This window comes from Kitasatospora sp. NPDC057940, assembly GCF_042887425.1.
In the GTDB taxonomy this organism is placed as follows: domain Bacteria; phylum Actinomycetota; class Actinomycetes; order Streptomycetales; family Streptomycetaceae; genus Kitasatospora.
Window position 1 is genome coordinate 1 of record NZ_JBHVPH010000003.1, and the last position, 18,102, is coordinate 18,102.

Consider the following 18,102-nt stretch of genomic DNA (forward strand, 5'->3'; position numbering starts at 1 on the left):
TCCTCCCCCGCCGCCCCCCCCCCCCCCCCCCCCCCCCCCGGGGGGGGGGGGGGGGGGGGGGGGGGGGCCGGGGGGCGGGGGGGGGGGGGCGCCCCCACGACTCGGGTCGGTTGCGTCGGGGACGGGCGGGTGACCGGTCAGGTGCCGGGTCAGTCGCTGCTGGAAGGCTCCTCGGGTGCCGTCAACCCCGCCGGGTTGGTTTCGAGTTCGGCCGTGGAGAGCTCGGTGACCTCCCCGCGACCGAAGGGGACCCACGTCACGGTGACCAAGGACCCGGCGCTGTCGCCGACGTAGCGGTACATGCAGAGCGCGCCCTTCCTGACCGGCAGCATCGCATAGGACGAGTGGCCGGGCTCCGGTCGTAGGACGAAGGTCAACCCGCCACTGCTCATTTCGCCGTAAGGAAAGCTGGTGTCGGTGAGCTGCTTGAAGACTGTGAACATGAGGAGGCCATCGGTCGGCGCCTCGAAGCGCTTGATCGCGCCGTAGGGGGCCTCGAGCATCTGGAGGCCCCCGAGGATTCCCATCGTCGCCTCCTCGAAGGTGATGTCGCCCTTCACCGCGAGCTGGTGACCGGTGGGCACGGTCACCTCCTTGGCGGTGATCGTGCCGTTAACGACGAGGTTGGCGACTTCGAGGTCGGGGATGCGGACGGTGACGGTGGCGGAGAGGATCCGCTCGACGGTGTCGGTGCCGCTCTGGACGGTGGCGCGCAGGTAGAAGACGGTGCTGTGGCGGACGTTGTTGACAGTGTAGGTGCTTTGGTTGAGGACGTTCACCTCGGCGACGTCGTAGAGCAGCTTGAGGGAGGAGGCGCCGCTGGCCTCCCAGTTGAGCTTGACGCTGCCGCCGTTTTCGATGACGAACTGCTCGGAGATGAAGTTGCGCAGCACGAAGTCGGCGGGGAACTTGCCGACGTCGATCGTCAGCGAGTCGGTGCTCCAGTAGTCGTCTCCGCTCTCGGCCCACTCGACGTCGATGCGCAGCGGTGAGCTGCCGACCACGGTGTTGATCCGCAAGCCCATCAGCTGCAGAGTCACGCCATCGCCGCGGCCGATGGTGGCGTGGCCGGAGGTGGGGGTGAAGGTGATGGTCTTGGCGGTGGTGTTGGTGGTCGCCGTCCAGCCGGGGAGGCTGATCTGCGCGGTCGCGCTGTTCAGGTCGGAGGTGAGGTCCGGGGAGTTAGGCCCTGTGGGGATGTTGATGGTGATCTTGCGACAGTCGATGGCGAGGGTGCTGCGGCGGCTGCCCACAAGGATGAAGTCGGCCCGTGCGGGGTCACTGTTGGAGGGCGAGATGCGCACCGGGTCGGGGTTGGTGTTGAGTTCGAAGTAGAGCGGTGGTGCGGCGTCCATGCCGTTCTTGGCGTCGGGGTCGGTGGTGGTGATCAGCGGGATGGTGGCCATCATCGGGCTCCTCGTTCGTTGCCGGCGGTGCTGCGGGTGGCCTGGGCGGCGTCCTCCAGGACCAGGAACCCAGTGCGGATCTGCGGGTGTTCGCCGATCGGCAGGGAGGCAGGGTCGGGGACGGTGATGGGCAGTCGGGTCCAGTCGGCCCCGGTGCGCTCCGTCCAGGACCAGCTGCCGGTAGCGGTGGCGGGCTGCAGCAGGGTGGCCGCGCCGTGCTCGGTGGTGGCGATCAGCAGGGGGCCGGTGCGGAAGTTGACGGCCATGGCGGCCAGCGCGGCCTCGGTGAACTGCGACGGGACCAGGACCGAGCCGACCGGCAGGATGTCCGTGGTGGCGTGCACGGGCGCGCGCGGGTCCAGCAGCAGCGTGACGGTGGCGGAGCTGTCCTCCTCGAAGGCGAGCTTGAGGCGCTGGCCGCTCTCGATGGGTCGCAGGTAGCCGCCGTGCTCGCCGCGCGGGGCCAGCACCGTCTCCAGGTGGTCGTAGTCCTCGTCGAGGACGTAGCCGATCAGGCCGTCGTCGGTCTGCAGGGCCTCGCCCAGGCGCACGGTCCACTGGTAGCCGGGCATCTCCGGCTCCGTCTGGGCGATGACGTTGCGCCAGGCGACGTCGGTGCGCGCCGGCCCGTACAGCCGCAGGTCCAGGCGGGCCCGGACCAGGGCGAGGGGCCGACCCAGCAGGAAGGCGAGGCTCTGGTCCTCGGGACCTTCGGGGTCGATGGCGGCCAGGGTGTCGTCGAGCTGGGCCCGCACGGCGTCCAGCACATCCGGGCCGCGCCGCTCGATGGCGGTGAGCAGGTGGTGGGCGTGCGGCGAGAGCGCGGCGAGCTCGTCGAGCGCCTGGACGGGTGAGCCCGGCAGCGCGGTCCAAGTGACGATGCGCCGGCCGTCCGGGTCGAGCACGGCACGCAGATCGCCCAGCGCCTGGCCGTCGGGGGCGTAGCAGGCCAGTGAGCGGTCCAGGCGGTTGTGCAGCAGCCAGGCGCAGACCGGGTTGGTGCCGGGGGTGAGTTCGACGTCCTCGTCACCCGTCGAGGAGAGGAAGTCGAAGCCCAGGCGGGCGGGTTGCAGCAGGCGCGGGCCGAGCTCGGCGTAGCGGTCGGTCTGGATCTCGCCGACGGCGTGGTCCGGGGTCATCGAGGCGGGCTTGATCAGCCGGTCGAAGTGCAGCGGATTGTCGATCAGGTTGACGGCCCGGCCGAACCGGTCGACCACGGACAACTTGGTGAACATGAGGTGCCCGCAGCGCAGTTCCTGGAACGCGACGAGATCGACGACGTCGTCCCAGTCGTCCCAGGGGTTGACGGGCTGGCCGCCGGGGTCGGGCAGCGGCCCGGTGCCGCTCGCGATCAGGTCGCCCAGTTCGCCGGTGGGGATGGCCGAGCCGCCCGCCACGCGCTGGCCGACGGCGGTGCTCAGGCCGTCCAGGCGCTGGGAGAGCTGGTCCAGTTCGCGGCTTTCGCGGCGCAGGCGGCGGATCAGGTCCTCGGGCAGGTCGGCGCGCCCGGCCGCGTAGTGTTCGATCTGCCCTTCCTGGTCGTAGCCGCTGGTGGGGGTGAGGATCTGCCGTCCGCTGACCGTCCTGGGCACGGGCAGGGTGCCTTCGCCGTCCCAGCGGTAGCGGTTTCCGTCGAAGGTCCAGCACTCGGTGCCGTCCTCATGGAACGGGATGGCGGTGTACTCGGCCTCCCAGAGCAGGTAGAGCGGCTGCCAGGGCTGGCGCCAGGGCTCGGTGCCGTGCTCGGGCAGCCGGCCGTCGGCGTCGTCCAGGCCGACGCCGGTCCTGCGGGCCGTCTCGAGGATGAAGAACTCGCTGAGCAGCGCGGGGAGCAGCGGCGGCAGGCCGGCGGTGTTCACCTTGGCCACGTCGGCGGCCACGCTCGCCGCCGTGATCGAGCCGATGCGGGTGATCAGGCGTTCCTGGACGCGGCAGGGCAGGGCCGAGCCGCGGGTCATGGGGGCGTTGAGTTTGGCGCCCTGCAGCATCAGCACGGGGTCCGCGCTGTGTTCGAACGGTTCGGCGGGCACCCGCTGGAGTACCTGGGTGGTGCGCAGGCCGTGCTCGGCGGCGTACGCGCGGGCCTGTGCTGCGAGTTCCTCCTCGCGGGTGGACCAGGGCAGTCGTGCGCGGGCGGCGGTCACCTGGGCGGCCAGGGCCCTGGTGCGGCCTGCGGCGCCGGCCCGGTCGGGGTCGAGTTCGCGCCGGACCGGGGAGCTGAAGACCTCGGGCTGCTTCGGCTCCTGGCTCAGGGCCCAGAGTACGTAGAGGTGTTGCTGTGCGCCGTACAGCTCGCGTTCCAGTGCGTCGAGTTCGCGCTGGGCCCGGTTGAGTTCGGCGGTGACGTCCTGGGCGAGCCGGCGGTCGGCGGCGCGCTCGGCGGGGGTGCGCGCGGCGCGGGTGGCCTCGGTGTCGCGGTCGACCACGCGCCAGGTGTGGCCTCCGGGGACGGGGCCGAAGCCGGAGTCGTGGGCGGCGCGGCCGGGGAACAGGTCGCCGTCCGGGCGTTCGAAGTCCTCCAGCACGCCCAGGGTGAAGGCGGCGTAGCGGCGGGCGTCCTCGGCGCTGAGCGCGCCGGGGCCGCCGGTCTGCTCCTGTAGGACGGCCGCGGCCTCGCCCACGCTGTTGCCGATGGCGACGGCGATGGAGGAGGCGTGCGGGGAGTCTGACTCGGGGATGCCGCCCTCGGGCTGCCAGGCGACGCCGAGCGCGCTGCCGGTGTAGAGCGAGCCGCGGGGGCTTCCCAGGCCGGGGGCCAGGCTCCATTCCAGGTCGTGGAGCAGTTCGGCGAAGTCCCGTTGGTCGTTGCCGTCGGCGACCAGGATGTCGCTGTCCGGGTCGGCGTACCAGCCGGCGACCCAGTAGCTGAGCCGGTCGTCGCCGGTGATGTCCTCCAGGGTGTCGTGCAGGGAGAAGACGTTGGTGTTGTACGGCTGATAGACGGAGAAGGTGAGCAGCCCGGGGCCGAGGGCGGTCAGGAAGGCGTCCGGGGTGTCGGCGGGTTCGCGCCAGGGGTTGGCGGCGGTCAGCTCGACGCGGCGGCCGATCCTGGTGGCGGTCGCGGTCGTGGCGGCCGGGTCCAGGTAGGAGGCGGTGCCGGTCCTGAGGTCGAGGTGGTCGGACTGCACGATCCACGAGCGCACGCCGGTGGTGGAGCGGCGCACGACGAGCCAGCGGTTGGGGACCAGCGGGAAGTCGCCGATCTCGCCACTGTCCTCGTCCTGCCTTCCCTGGCAGAGGGCCTCGGGCAGCTGCCACTGCAGGTAGACGCCGAGCCGGGAGGCGTCGCCGGTCCACATCTCGGTGCCGGCGAACGGCTTCGGTTCGGGTGCCGCGTTGTCGTTGACGAACGGGACGTAGTTGGCGATCCAGCGCTGCATGACGTAGCTGCCGTCGGTGTCGCGGGTCTGCGCGTTGACCGCGAACGCCGCGACCTCGACCGGCACCACCAGGGTGTCGTTGGGCATGGGGATCCTCTTCGGGGACGGTGTCGGTGGGGTCAGGGCCGGACGAAGGTCTGCAGCTGCGGCGCCTTGATCATCTGGAGCGCGAACTGGGCCGGGGACAGGCTCGGCAGCTGGTGGGCGGCGGCCAGCTCGGGGGCGAGCGTGCCGGCGACGTCCAGGACGTCGTGCCCGCCCGGGCGCAGGAAGCGTGCGAAGCCGGGCGGCTGCGGGAAGTCGCCCATGGGGTCGCCGATCTCGCCGGTCAGTCGGCGCAGTTCGATGGTGCCCACGTCGCCGATGCCGAAGTGCAGGCCCTGCGGCGGTTCGGCGAGGGTGAAGGTATCGATGACCTGCGGGTAGAGCAGCAGCAGGACGTCGTTGCCGTAGCGCAGCCGGTGCACCGGGTCGACCACGTCCTCGCCGGCGAAGGCGGTGATGATGGTGCGCGGCCAGTTGGGGATCAGCTCGGAGCGGATCAGCACCGCGCAGGCGGACGGCGCGGGCACGGTGGCCGCCAGCGCGTTCAGGTCGGCGTCCAGCGCGTGCCCGACGCCCACACTCAGCGCTCCGTCGACGGCCGCGCGGACCCACCCCGCGTCCAGGTAGCCGAACCGGACGCTCTCCGGCGGGAGCATCCGCAGGTCGGGCACCAGGTGGTCGAAGGGGACCATGCCCAGCCGGGAGAGCCCCGTCAACCACTCCTCGACCGGCTCCCGTTCGGGGCCGGTCGCCTCCTGGAGCAGCTCGCGCACGTGCTCGGAGGCGAGTTGGGCGCGCAGGTCGCCGACCGCCAGCGGCAGCGCCGCGGCGGTGCGCTGGGCCGGGCGGTGGGCGGCGCCTGCCAGCTCGGCGCCGGTGCGGGCCAGAGCGGCGGGCAGCGTGGTGCTGATCAGCCGGTCGAAGGCCGTGCGTTGCGGGTTGGCGTTCAGCTGGTCGGCCGCCTGGCGCACGCTGCGCGCTGCGGTGACCAGTTCGGGCCGGGTGGCCAGACGGCGCACGGCCCGGCGGGCGGCCTTGCGGAACTCCAGGAGACGGTTGCGGAACGGCGCGTCGGCCAGCGCGAGGGCGCGCCCGAGACTGAACGCGGAGGCGTAGCCGGTGTCGAAGACGCCGTGCTGCTGGAGGTAGATCAGGGCCTCGCCGGCCGACTCCAGGCGCGGGTGTGCCGGGGCGGGCAGCTCCTGGGCGGGGGTGGCGGTGAGCGGGCCGCGGTAGAAGGCGAAGGTACGCTCCCCGGACTCCAGCCGCTGCGGCAGGGCGGTGGCGCCGCTCGCCAGCCGCTGCGGCACGTCGCCGTCCACGTTGCCGGGGTCGATCGGCAGGCGCAGCAGGGTGTCGGTGGCGGCGGCCAGGTTCTCCACGACGTCGCCGAAGCCGATCCCCGAGTCCGGCAGGGTCTCGAACGACCAGGTCTGCAGGGAGACCAGGCGCAGGCCCTCGGCGGGCGGGGTGGTACCGGTGACGTACGGTTCGAAGCCTTCCAGGGAGACCAGGTGGACGACCTGCTGGCCACCCGCTGCCGGTGGGAAGCGGTTGGCGACGACGACGGCGTTGAGGTCCTCCGTCAGTGGCTCCGGATCGCTGCCGGCGACGCGCTGGTGGTCCGCGTCCGGCGGGCCGCCCTCGCGGATGTGCGCCAGCAGCGCCAGCTCGGCGGGCTCGGGGAGGATCGCCGTGAACAGCTCGGCCGGTACCAGGATGCTGCGGCAGGCCTCCTCGGCCTCGCCGGGCAGCATGTGGTCGCGGTCGATGGCCGGGGGGCGGCCTTCTCCTGCCTGGCCGTCGAGGAGCTGAGTGACGGTGCTGACGGTGACCTGGCCGACCGCCTCGCGGTCGCCCGGCAGCTCGTCCTCGCCGAAGAGCAACAGGGCCACCCACGGCACGCCCTCGGTGGTGCCCTTCAGGGGGCGGGCCCAGGGCAGCGCGGGTGCGTCCAGGGTGATGTGCGGCAGGATCTGGCTGAAGGTGCCGATCGCGCCCGGCACGGGGTAGGCGGCCTGGACCTCGGAGGCGGCGATGGAGAAGCGCGGCTGGCGCACGTCGAAGCGCTGCACGCGCTCGGGCAGCGTGTCGCCGGTGGTCAGTCCCTCGATGCTCTCGCTCACGGTGGCGGCGTAGCGGCCGGCGTAGAGCGAGGGGAGGCGGTGATCGAAGAAACGGGTGCGGTGGGCGACGGTGGCCATGTGGGATCCCCTCTCTCAGCTGGTGGCGACGAGCATGGGCTCGGCGGTGAACGCGGTGCGGGCGGCGTGGGCGTAGCCGGACAGGTCGCTGTCCAGTGCGCCCAGGTCCAGGCCGAGCGCGGTGAGCTGGTCGGCCAGCCGGGTGCGGGCGGTGGTCTGGGCCCCGGCGGCGATGGTGTCGGCGATGGCGGCGATGACGCCGCCGGGGCGCCGCGGTACGGCGCCCACCGGCCCGGCCGCCGGGTCCAGCGGCTGGTTGCCGTCGGGGTAGATCGGGTCGAAGGCCAGTGCCTTCTCGTCCATGTAGCCGGTGGAGGTGCCGTGCCGGTTGGCTGGGGAGCTCAGGCTGACGCCGGTGAGCTGGTCCTTGACCAGTTGCTGCTCGCCGTCCGGCAGGGTGCCCTGGGCCGAGGTGCCCCACAGCTCCCGCGGGACGGCGGCCAGACAGCGGCTGTGCGACCAGGTGGCGGGGTCGACGGCCGAGCCGTCATGGGTGAGGGTGACGCGCTGGCTGCTGGTCAGGTTCTGCTTGCGCATCGGCCGGATGTTCAGGGCCGGGCCGGTTTCGGCGGGGGTGCCGGAGGCGCCCAGGAAGATCTCCTTCAGCGGCACGGCGCTGTCGGTGGCGAAGGTGAAGCCGTTGGCCGAGACCTCCCAGGCGGCCTCGGTGCTGCGCTCGGCGCCGGGCTGGTGGTCGACCAGCAGCCCGATCCCGGGGGTGACGCGCACGGTGGTGGGCGGTGGCGGGAGCATCTCCGTGAACCCGGCCCAGTCCAACGTGTTGCCCGCGCTCTGGCGGCTCTTGCCGAAGTCGATGGTGAAGGAGACGAACCAGAGCTTGATCTTGGCCTGTCCGCCGGTGGGCGGCCCCCAGATGCCCAGCGAGACGCCGACCTCGACGGTGATGGTCACCTTCACGAAGACGATCTTCACGGTCGCCGAGACGCCGATCCGCACCCGCAGGCTCACGTCGACGTAGAACGGCTTCCACTGGACCAGCGCGTCGACCTTCGCGGTGCACCAGGCCCGGACCGCCCCATCGTGGAAGCGCACGTCCAGCGCGCCGCCGGCCATCGCGGCGGCCGGGGTGATCGCCAGGTAGGCGCTGCCGGAGATGGTGACCGAGCCGGTCAGGTCCCAGTCGAAGCCCAGCCGCGGCACCACCGGATAGCGGGCCGGGGCCTTGAAGTTGGGGTGGTAGCCGCCCACCGTGTAGACGAAGTCGCCCGCGTGCGCGCTGGGCCCGAACCAGCTGCGGAACGCCACCCCGCCGCGCAGGCGGCAGTTGGGGTCCAGCACGAACGAGGCGGGGGTGAGCTCGGCATCGAACTCGAGTTCGCCCTGGCGGGGTTTGAGGACGGCCCGCAGCGCCGCCTCGATCCGCGCGTACGTGCGCGAGCCGCTCTTGGGCAGCGTGGCGGCGGCGGTGCCGAGCAACGCGACGGTCAGCTCCGAACCGGTCTGCACGACGGCCATCGCCCGGCCCTCGACCAGCTCGGCGATGGTGAACTTCAGGCCCGCCGCCAGCCACAGTTCGTCCTGGGCCGGGGTGATCCACGCGTCGTCGCCGGTGGTGAGGTTGCGCAGGATCTCCACCGGGTCCTGGCGCTCGGCGCCGATCGCGCCCGGGTCGTCCAGAGCCTTCAGCAGCGGGAAGTCACCGACCTCGGAGACCTCGGGCAGCCGGATCCGGCTGTTCCAGCCCAGCCCGGCGGCCACCCCGTTCAGCCGGATCGCCGGGATGCCGAACCCGGGGTCCGCGCCGAGGCCCGCGTAGCCGAAGAACGAGGGCTTGGCCCCGGCGGCCTCCGGTACCACGTAGGCGCCCGCGCCGGTGCCGTACACGCCCCGGCCCGGCGTGCCACCGCCCGCCGCGTCACCGCCGCCGAAGGAGAACATCAGCACGCCGCCGACGATCGACCGGTAGGGCGCCTCGGCGGGCAGCCTGCCCAGACCGCCGGTCACCCGCAGCGGCGCGTAGTCGTAGTCGATGTTGATGACGGCCTCATCGTCGCTGATCTCCAGCTGCCAGCGCCCGTTGCCGCGCTCGCCGTCACTGCCCGCCAGGACCGCGAAGCCCGTCGCGGTGGCGATCGCCCGCACCGGGCGCTCGAACCGCCGTCGCCCCCGCTCCGTCCGGGCCGGCAGGGCCCGGCCCAGGCCGTCCACCCGCGAGCCGTCGGCCACCAGGTGCGGCCGGGCCGGGCGCAGCGGAACCGGCCGCGACCCAGTGCCCGGCAGCAGCAGCCACGCACCGGCGGGCAGCTCGCGCCGGAACGGGCCGGGCCTCGCGGCGGCGGGCTCAGCTTCCAGTTCGACGAGTTGATCGTGCGTCAGCGCATGGTCCGTGCAGATCACCTGCCAGCCGTCCGCTTCGGCCAGGAACGCCCGCCCTGCGCCGGTCATGGCGCGCACGCGCCCGCGTGGGCCGTCGGCGGTCACTGTGCCGCCGGCGGGGTTCGCGGTGAGCGTGACCCGCTCGACCAGCAACGCCGGCAACGGCGGCACGTCGAGACCCAGTCCGCGGGCCAGCAGGTGGGCCAGTGCGCCGGGCCCGTCACCCCGCACGTCGATGGTGAACGCCGTCGCAGTGGAATCGTCATGGCTGATCGCCAGCCGCACTGCGACCGGCTGCTCGGCGAACGCCACCGTGGCCGTCCCCGCCGCCCACGGCACCTGCGGGTCCCCCTCAGCCCAGGCGAGGCGCAGCGTCCCGCCGGGGAAGAGCGCCCGCATCGAGTCGCCGCCGAACCCGAGGGCTTCGACCGGCAGTTCCACCTCCTGCCCCGCGGTCGCGTCCAGCAGTTTGCGCAGCGCATCGATGTGGATCGCCACGGGTACCCCTTTCGCCGCCGCCCGCACCTACGGCGCGGGCCCGGATGGCTTTGGCCTGGGCTCGCCGACCTGCGGGCGCCGCCGGCCCGAGCGGCCGGGCGACGGCTTCGCGCCGGACGGTCCGGGAGTGATCGAACACTTTTGGTGATCGTTACAATGCACACGGTATCTGCGGCAGGCGGCTTCTCACCAAGGGTGAAATCAGCACGCGCCCCGTGCCGACACGCAGCGATGCTGCACGCACATCCCTGCTTCCGCACCCCCACCGGGCCCCCGGCCGCCCGTTTCGGATCGAACCGGACACGAACCGGGTTCACCCCCAGGAGGGACTTGTCGAATGGAAGGCCGACGCCTGCGGTTCGCGATCCGGTCGGCGGGTTGGGGGATCACGGCGCTTGTTGATGCAGACGCAGGTGGCTGGGCGCGCCGAGTGGGCCCGGACCGCGAGTACGCTCCCGGCTGCCGCCGAGGTCACCAGCCAAGTCACCGGTCACGAAGCCAAGCACTGCGCCGACCAGGCGACGGCCGAACCAGCGGCCATCGAACCACCCACACCCGTCCTGACCAGGTAATCAGCACCTCCCACACGTCGGGGGAAGCCCGCCCCACCGCAGGCCCTACCGTCGCCCCGGCGTCGCCCCACATGCCAGGCCGGAGCAGGCCCCCGCCCCGATCCGCCGGCGTGCCGAGCGGGGCAACCGCCGACTCCACCAACGCCGGGCGCCCCTGGAGGCGCACCAGAAACGCTCCACCGTTGCCGCGGCGGCCGTCGCCCGGGAAATGTCGGGCTGGCGCCGGATCCTGTCAGCCATGAACACGTCATGCGTGAACTCGCCAGCCCCACCCCCCTCTCCCGGCCAGGTACCCCCAGCACCTGTCGCGCGCGGTCGGCGGTCGGGCCATCACCCCACGTCAGAGCAGCCGGTGGGCGATCTCGGTCGACGGCCGGTGCGCCCGGCCTCGGAACCACTCGCGGCACACCAGAACAACGCGCCCCACGCCTCGCCGAAAGTTCGGATGGAAATGACTGAGAACAAGTAAGGTCGGGGTTTGTTCGATTGACCCTCACAAAGTCGGTCTGGATACTGATCGAGCACGACGCAACCGAAACTCGTTGCGAAGCGGACTCCGATTCGAAATTTCATCCGGTTGGGGAGAATCCATGATCTCGAAAGCGAAGAAGGTCGTGAGCTCGATGGCGATGGCCTTCGCCGCGGCGGCCACGCTCACCGTGGCCGTGCCGTCCGGCAACGCCTTCGCCATCGACCACGTCCAGTGTGACGGGAGCCGCAATGACTTCCTGAAGATCTGGTCGCACCTCGATGGCCGTGACAGCGTCGACTGCTACGCGAACGGGGGGACGATCGGCTTCGGCGGGTGGTGGATCGACCGGATCTCCACGGGGAACAACGACCTGGTCTACTCCGACGCCAACGGCGACTCGGTGAGGGTCAACCGCTGGACCGACATCACGTACCCGAACCGGCCGCCGAAGGTCAACTCCATCCAAATCCTCTGACGAACCGGCGGAGCGGGACCCGAACGGAAATTCGCCCGGCCGTATCACCGCAAGTCCCCGCAGCGCTTTGATCGCCGGCGAATTTTCTGTGACGTGAATTCGCTCAATTCCGGTCCACCGGCGCCGGCCATGCCCTCCAGGGGCTGGCCGGCGTCGGCATGTGGTGTCACGGCTGCCCGCCGAGCCCCAACTTCCGCACCCCGAAGGGGGAGAAGACCATGTGCGCGGCCCAGCCGCGGTGGATCAGCACGATCTGCGAAGGCACCGGCATCACCGGGTACAGCTCCCTGCCCCGCGACCAGTTCGCGAGCAGGCCCTCCGTGGTGTCGACCGCCGAAACCACCATCGTCACCTGGAGGTCCCCGTCACCCCAGGTGTTCCACAGGGCCCATCCTTCGGGCCTGGCCTCGACCCCGAGGCGCGAGCACGCCTCCTCGTAGCTCTCCCCCATGCTCTCCGGCATCGCCCCGGGCCGCAGGATCGCCACCCCGGCCAGCTTCACCTCGGGCCGGTCCGCCTCCTCGCCGAGGCAGCCGTCCCCCGGGAAGTGGTAGTGCCGGATCTCCCGGGCCAGCGCGTTCACCGCCCGTTGCAGGCGCGTCGCGTCCTCCGCCTCGGGGCCGTACGACAGCCAGCCCTCCGCCGACGCCACGCCCGTCACCGCACGGGCGAGCCGCTCGATCTCCCTCAAGTACTCCAGCTCGGAAAGCTCAGGTCGCGTCACGGCGCCCAGTCTCACAGCGCTCCCCATCCTGGTCATCCCGGTTTCCGGCCTCCGCCTCCGCCTCCGCCTCCCGGAAGTGCCGTCGCTGGCGGAGGTTCTGGCCGGGGCCACCCCCGCGACCGCTCCGCCGGGGTGGGCGGTCGCGGTGGAGCGGCCCCGGCGGAGCGGTCGTGGCGGGGGTCAGCGGGTGCTGAAGTCCGCGTTCCAGGAGGCGTTGCCGGTGCGGGCCAGGCCGACCTCGTTGTAGTCGCCGAGCATGATCCCCAGGTGAAGGGGCGACCTGATCCAGCCGTCGACGGCAGCGTCGATGTCGGTGGGGCCGTAGAAGGCGATCTCGCCGAATCCCCTCCCGGTGTAGCCGAGGTTGTGCGCGATGCCGCTCGAGTCGCAGAAGTGGCCGGAGACGCGGCGCTGGTCCATCTGGTCGGCGTTGCACTTGGCGGCCTGGGAGAGCGTCTGGTTGAGGCGCACCGCCGGCCTGCCGTTCTGGGCGCGCACGGTGTTGAGCCGGTCCAGGAAGCGCTGCTCGACGGAGGTACCCGGGCCAGGGCCAGGACCGGTGCCCGACCCGATCAGGTCGAACCGCTGGGCCATGCTGCCGTCGCAGTTCTCGACGGTGACCTCCCGGTCGAGACCGTGGTAGGTCAGACAGCGGTTGTCGCGGGCGTTGTGGAGGTAGGTGCCGCCGCCGGCGGCGGGCTCCAGGGTCCACTGCTGGTTGTCGCCCGCCCACCAGTGGATGAACTGGGTGGACCGGCCGTCGTTGGTGTCCATCTCCAGCACGCGCTCGGTGCCGTTGACGTTGCGGGCGAAGTCGACCCGGTCGCCGGGCTTGTTGGAGATCCAGAACGAGGTGGAGGCGTTCTGGTAGTTGCGGGCGACGATCCGGGAGCCCTCGCCGTCGGAGCTGGCCAGCGAGTTGTGGTTCTGGTGGTCCTGGATCGTGACCATCTGCTCGACCACGGCGGCGTTCGCCGGCGCGGCGAGCAGCGTGATGCTGCTCGCGGATATCGCGGAGACGGCGAGCGCCAGGCCTGCCAGCCGGGTGCGGCGGCGGGTGCCGGTGCTCGGGCGGGGGCGGAGGGTCCGAGTGGACGGGTGGGACACGGGGATCTCCTGTTGTCGGTGGGCCGCGTGCGGATGCGACAGCGGAACGCGGCCAGGACACCAGGGCTGAATTGACGTTCGATCAGCAGCGCGTTGACGAACTGCCGTGCGCGGCCTCGACGGGGAACCGGGGCCGCGCACCGGGTTCAGTTGGCCAGGCTGAAGTCGCCGCCGAGGGGTGCGGCGATCTTGTCGACGCCGGTCAGCGCGGTGAGCGAGGTGACGGGGGTGCTGGCGTCGGTGGTGGTGCCGTTGCCGAGTTGGCCGGAGCCGTTGTTGCCCCAGGCGCGGACGGTGTTGTCGCCGAGCAGGGCGATGGTGTGTTCGCGGCCGCCGGCGATCAGCTGGACGCCGGTGAGGCCGGGGACCGGGACGGGGGTGACCCGGAAGTCGGTGGTGCCGTCGCCGATCTGGCCGGAGGTGTTCCGGCCCCAGGCCTTGAGTTTGTTGCCGCTGTCGGTGACGGCCAGGCTGTGGTGGGCTCCGGCCGCGATCCCGGAGACCCCGCCGAGCCAGCTGCCCTGGGTGTCGACCGGGGTGAAGCGGCTGATGGTGGTGTTGTCGCCGAGCTGGCCGGTGGCGTTGTAGCCCCACGCCTTCACCGCGTTGCCACTGGTGGGCTTGGTGGAGCTGCTCGGCGGGCCGACCAGGGCCAGGTTGTGGTCGGCGCCGGCGGCGATCCTGGTCACACCGGTCAGGTTGTTCACCGGGGACGGCACGTTGCGGCTCGCCGAAGTGCCGTCGCCGAGCTGGCCGTTGATGTTGTGGCCCCAGGCCCACACGGTGCCGTCCTCGCGCAGCGCCAGACTGTGGTTGAGTCCGGCGGCGATCGCGATCACCTTGTCGAGTCCCTCGACCCGGACCGGGACGCTGCTGTCGGCGTTGGTGCCGTTGCCGAGCTGGCCGTAGTTGTTGCGCCCCCAGGCGACCACGGTCCGGTCGGCGAGCAGTGCCAGGCTGTGCACTCCGCCCGCGGCGACGTCGGTGGCCTCGGAAAGGTTGACGACCTGGCCGGGCGCGTTGTGGCTGAACACCGAGCCGTCGCCGAGCTGCCCCGACCCGTTGGCGCCCCACGTCTGCACCGTGCGGTCGGTCAGCAGGGCCAGCCCGAAGCCTGTGGCGGGGCCACCTCCCCCGGCGGCGATCTTCACCACCTCGGTGCTCGTCAGCCCCAGCACGGTGGTGGCCGTCGTACGGATGTCCGTCCAGGTCCCGTCGCCGAGCTGGCCTGCGCGGTTGTTGCCCCAGGACTTGAGCCGCTTCTCCTGCACTTCATCTCCTCGTCGGGTGTGCTGTCATGCGGGAATGGGGGGATACGGCCGCGCCGGGCGCGGCCGCGGAGGCTGCCGCGAGGACGCGGCGGTGCTGCCTCCCGACGGACCGCTCCTGCCCGGCCCTCCCCGCAAGCTCTCGAACGCATCATCGGTGACGAGCGATCAGAACTCGGGACCCCTGTCTCGATCTTCACCCGAACAGGTGATCTTCTGGCACCTCCAGGCACGCCCGGCCGTCGCCGAACACGCCTGGACACTGGCCCTGGCCGTCAACCGCCGCCTCACCCGCGCCGCCAACCGCTCCCGCGAGTTCGACTTCCGCCTCGACGGCCCCCTAGGGTCTGTGTGATGTTGTGATCATTTGGGTGGTCGTACGAGGTCGTCTATCCAGATCATCGAGGCGCGGAGGTGGAGGCCTGCGAGGTAGCTCTCGGGCTTCTTGTCGAACCGGGTGGCGATGCCCCGCCAGGCGGCGGAGCCGCCGCGGGTCGGGAGCCGATCGCCGCAGTCGGCATCGGATGCCGGCTCCCGGGCGGAGAAGCTCAGCAGCCGCCTTCGCCGGCATCCGACCACCCCGGTGACCACGGCACGGGCCGACCAGCCGGACCGGCCAGTGCGGGCGGATCATGGTCGCTTACCCATCGACTACGGATCGTGATCTTCCGGGCGGTGTGTCGCCTTGAGCGTGTCCTGCCCGCCTGGCCTCCGCGTGCCTCGGTCGGGGCCGGATGCTCCCAGAGGGGGGAGAAGGCTTAATACGCTATTGGCCGTCGCGAGAGGGGCCTCACGTCCTGCTCACAGGCCGGGCGCCTGGGAGCCGTTCAGGTACCAGAAGGGGGCGACGTACCAGATCAGGGCGATCGCAGTGACGAGGGTGCCACCGGCCAGGGGGAGTGCCCAGCCGGGCCAGCGGCGGTGCCGGACCACGACGACCTTGGCGACGAAAGCCCCATAGAGAAAGCAGCCGATGAGCGAATGCAGCGCCACGCGAGTATCGGTCAATTGGACGCCGTAGGCGGTGATGCAGTGCCGAGCGATGGGCAGGGAGAGGAGGAAGGCGGTCAGGCCGATGAGACGGTGCGTGGTGCGGACCCCGTGCGGTGCGGCTCCCAGTGCGGGCAGGCGGCCGTAGATCCACAGGGCAAGAAGCAGCTGAATCAGCGCCAGGCCAAGCAGTGCGGATCCCAGTTGGGCTTTCAGCAGCCTCGCGTCGTTGCCGCGGCTCCCGAAGAGGCTGGTCTCGTAGTTGGGGGTGTGTACCCGGCCGTACCAGAAGAGGCCGGCCATCACCACCACGGGCAGGAGAAGCCACAGGACATCGTGGAGCCGCCGGTGGCCGACGGGGTGGGCGAGACCCTCCGCCTGATCACCCTCCCCTACTCCCGACTCCGCCACCCTGGATCTTGACGGTACGTGCCCGGCCTCGGATGCCTGCCAGACCCCGACGACCAGCAAAATGAGCACCTCGGCGATGACGCTGAGCACGGCCTGTGGGGACGGTTGCAGACCGCGCTCGGAGAATCCGAACAATCCGATGGTGCGGGATGCGACGAAGCCCGCGAGCGCGCCGAGGGCGATCGCGACAGCGGCGATCCGCAGGAGGAGGGGTGCCGCGAACAGGAGGAGTGCGGCCACCGCGAATGCCGTGCTGGCCTGCAGCAGGAACATCGAGCCGATGATGTGGACGAATCGGTACCCGTCGATGTAGAGCTGGGCGTGGATGTATCCGCTTGCCGCGAGCGCGGCGGCAAGCACCAGGCGCAGTGCGGGGGCGGGAAGGCTCCGGCTGTTCATGCGAGTTTCTCGTCCTTGATAGCCAGTGCATGGCTGCCTTGCCGGTAGTTGACGGTGCGGATGCCGAGTGCGTCCTTGAGGCGTCCGGCGGGCAGTACCTGTGGAAGTGGGGCGGGGCCCTGGCCGGGTTTGGGGAACGGGTAGCAGGTGGGACGGGCCGAGTGGAAGGTGATGTTGCCCTCGGTCTTGCTGAACAGCTGGTGGACGTGCCCGTTGAGGCACGTCACCGAGGAGAAGCGGCGGAACATCGACAGCAGTTGCACCGCGTCGTCGGTGCCCCAGCCCCACGTCGGATACATTGCGAACAGCGGGATGTGACTGAAGATGACGATGGGGGTGTCCGAAGACAGGCCGGCGATGTCCTTGCGCACGAAGTCGATCTGATCGTTGCCCAGGTGGCCGAGTTGCTCCAGGTGCAGCGTGTTGACCAGCGCGATGAAGTGCACACCGTGGGTGTCGAAGCTGTACCAGCCGTCGCCGAGGGTGTTCTGGCCGAAAGCCTGTCGGTAGGCGCGTGGTCCGTTGTCCCCGATCGAGTCGTGCTCGCCCGGCACGGTGAAGACCCGGTCAGTGTCCAACTGCGACAGCATCTGCTTGACCTGGTCGAACTGGGCGGGGGTGGAAAGGTGCGTCAGGTCGCCACTGTGCATGACGAAATCGGCTCGAAACCCGAGGGAGTTGACCTGGTTGACCGCCATGCCGAACGTCCCGGCGACGTCCATGTTGGCCGGGCCATCGAAGCCGATGTGGCTGTCGGAGACCTGCACGAAATGCAGGTCCGCGCTGCTCGCCGGGGCCACGCTCGCCGAACCGGGGATATGACTGATCACCTCTCCCGCGACGACGCTCAGGACCACGACACCACCGAACCAGGCGGAGTGCCGCGCGAGCTGCCGGCGGGTCATGCCGTGCTCGCCACCGCCGTGGGAGTCGTCCGTGTGCTCGGTCATGGGGTCACCTCCACCGTGGCGATCATGAACGGGTGGATGGTGCAGAAGTAGGGGTAGGTGCCGGGCTCGGTGAATGTGTAGCTGTAGGTGGCGCCAGTCGTCAGCGGCGCAGAGTTCAGCGGCCCGCCCGATCCTTGCTTGCTGGTGACGGTGTGAGCGTCGGCGTCGGTGTTGGTCCAGGTCACCGTCGTGCCCGCCTTGACCGTCAGGGTGGCCGGGGAGAACGCGAAGTTCCTGATCGTCACCGCGTTGGCGGCCGCCGGGGTGGACGCCTGGCCGCTGCTGTACGGGGTTGATGGCGCGGCTGATGGTGGGCTGACGGCGACCGTACCGCTCGTTCCGGAGGCACCGGGAAATCCCGGCAGGGTCTGGCCGGGTCCGGGACTCAGCGCGCCGGCGGGTTTGGGGTGTGACGATCCGCCGCACCCGCTGAGCAGCACCAGTGCTGCGGCAGCGGCGACAGCGGCCAGGCACGCCGTACGCGACCGCCGGACCGGCGCAGAGGAGTTCGCATTCATGGCCATCGTTCCTTCCACGCGTCCCCGGCTGCACGGGCGGGTGTGGTCCAAGACCGATCCGGGATCGGTCTTCTCGAACAGGCAGACGACCGTGTTGCACCTGCCGGGGGACACTGGGTAGTGGGTGTAACACGGTGGGCTACTTTATGTGGGCGAACAGAACATTCCATACGACGAAACTAATTCCACGGCGGAGTCTCGTTATTTCACCCGGGCGGCGGATACCGGAACGCCCCGAGCAGGGAAGTCCCAGGCCCCGGTGAACTGGCAGGCGGGCTGGTCAGAAGACGTCCAGCGAGTCCAGCGGCCGGTCGAGCGGGACCTGATCCCGGCGTTCGGGCACATT

General features: G+C 71.0%; 11 protein-coding genes and 2 pseudogenes. 2 read left to right on the forward strand and 11 right to left on the reverse strand.

Annotation, left to right across the window (positions count from 1 at the left end):
* Nucleotides 1–149: 149 nt before the first annotated feature.
* From ACFVTF_RS05955 to ACFVTF_RS05970, 4 genes are read right to left on the reverse strand one after another with little or no spacing between them, the layout of a single operon-like run.
* Nucleotides 150–1,406 (reverse strand): hypothetical protein, encoded by a 1,257-nt coding sequence (locus tag ACFVTF_RS05955; RefSeq protein WP_387809620.1) that lies wholly within the window; start codon nt 1,404–1,406, stop codon nt 150–152.
* Nucleotides 1,406–4,873 (reverse strand): hypothetical protein, encoded by a 3,468-nt coding sequence (locus ACFVTF_RS05960; RefSeq protein ID WP_387809622.1) that lies wholly within the window; start codon nt 4,871–4,873, stop codon nt 1,406–1,408. The genes ACFVTF_RS05955 and ACFVTF_RS05960 overlap by 1 nt, the downstream gene beginning before the upstream one ends.
* 32 nt (nt 4,874–4,905) lie before the next feature.
* The gene (locus tag ACFVTF_RS05965; RefSeq protein ID WP_387809625.1) at nt 4,906–7,035 is read right to left on the reverse strand and encodes a hypothetical protein; all 2,130 of its coding nucleotides are present in this window, start codon (nt 7,033–7,035) and stop codon (nt 4,906–4,908) included.
* 15 nt (nt 7,036–7,050) lie between these two features.
* On the reverse strand, nt 7,051–9,870 hold the full coding sequence (locus tag ACFVTF_RS05970) for a DUF6603 domain-containing protein (RefSeq protein ID WP_387809627.1): 2,820 nt from the start codon (nt 9,868–9,870) through the stop codon (nt 7,051–7,053).
* 1,162 nt (nt 9,871–11,032) lie between these two features.
* Here ACFVTF_RS05970 and ACFVTF_RS05975 point away from each other — a divergent pair.
* A complete protein-coding gene (locus ACFVTF_RS05975) occupies nt 11,033–11,389 on the forward strand; it encodes a beta/gamma crystallin domain-containing protein (RefSeq protein WP_331743564.1) in 357 nt (118 codons plus the stop codon).
* Nucleotides 11,390–11,555: 166 nt separating this feature from the next.
* On the opposite strand, the gene ACFVTF_RS05980 is transcribed toward ACFVTF_RS05975, so the two are convergent.
* The 3 genes from ACFVTF_RS05980 to ACFVTF_RS05990 all read right to left on the reverse strand — a co-directional run bounded on the left by ACFVTF_RS05980 (nt 11,556) and on the right by ACFVTF_RS05990 (nt 14,491).
* Complete coding sequence (locus ACFVTF_RS05980; RefSeq protein WP_387809630.1) at nt 11,556–12,113, reverse strand: hypothetical protein; 558 nt, start codon at nt 12,111–12,113, stop codon at nt 11,556–11,558.
* A gap of 180 nt (nt 12,114–12,293) precedes the next feature.
* The gene (locus ACFVTF_RS05985) at nt 12,294–13,220 is read right to left on the reverse strand and encodes a CAP domain-containing protein (RefSeq protein WP_387809632.1); all 927 of its coding nucleotides are present in this window, start codon (nt 13,218–13,220) and stop codon (nt 12,294–12,296) included.
* Nucleotides 13,221–13,366: 146 nt separating this feature from the next.
* Entirely contained in the window at nt 13,367–14,491 is a 1,125-nt protein-coding gene (locus ACFVTF_RS05990; protein WP_387809635.1) for an RCC1 domain-containing protein, read from the reverse strand.
* Nucleotides 14,492–14,726: 235 nt separating this feature from the next.
* On the opposite strand from ACFVTF_RS05990, the pseudogene ACFVTF_RS05995 reads away from it, so the two are divergent.
* Nucleotides 14,727–14,834: pseudogene (locus ACFVTF_RS05995) on the forward strand (2-hydroxyacid dehydrogenase); the annotation flags it as partial.
* Between the two features lie 17 nt (nt 14,835–14,851).
* Here the strand turns inward: ACFVTF_RS05995 and ACFVTF_RS06000 are convergent.
* From ACFVTF_RS06000 to ACFVTF_RS06015, 4 genes and pseudogenes are all read right to left on the reverse strand, one after another.
* Nucleotides 14,852–14,965 (reverse strand): annotated as a pseudogene (locus ACFVTF_RS06000) (IS5/IS1182 family transposase); the annotation flags it as partial.
* Between the two features lie 324 nt (nt 14,966–15,289).
* Complete coding sequence (locus ACFVTF_RS06005; RefSeq protein WP_387809638.1) at nt 15,290–16,288, reverse strand: DUF6529 family protein; 999 nt, start codon at nt 16,286–16,288, stop codon at nt 15,290–15,292.
* Entirely contained in the window at nt 16,285–17,238 is a 954-nt protein-coding gene (locus ACFVTF_RS06010) for a metallophosphoesterase family protein (protein ID WP_387809641.1), read from the reverse strand. Before ACFVTF_RS06010 ends, ACFVTF_RS06005 begins: the two co-directional genes overlap by 4 nt.
* Complete coding sequence (locus ACFVTF_RS06015) at nt 17,235–17,774, reverse strand: plastocyanin/azurin family copper-binding protein (RefSeq protein ID WP_387809644.1); 540 nt, start codon at nt 17,772–17,774, stop codon at nt 17,235–17,237. The genes ACFVTF_RS06010 and ACFVTF_RS06015 overlap by 4 nt, the downstream gene beginning before the upstream one ends.
* Between the last annotated feature and the right edge of the window lie 328 nt (nt 17,775–18,102).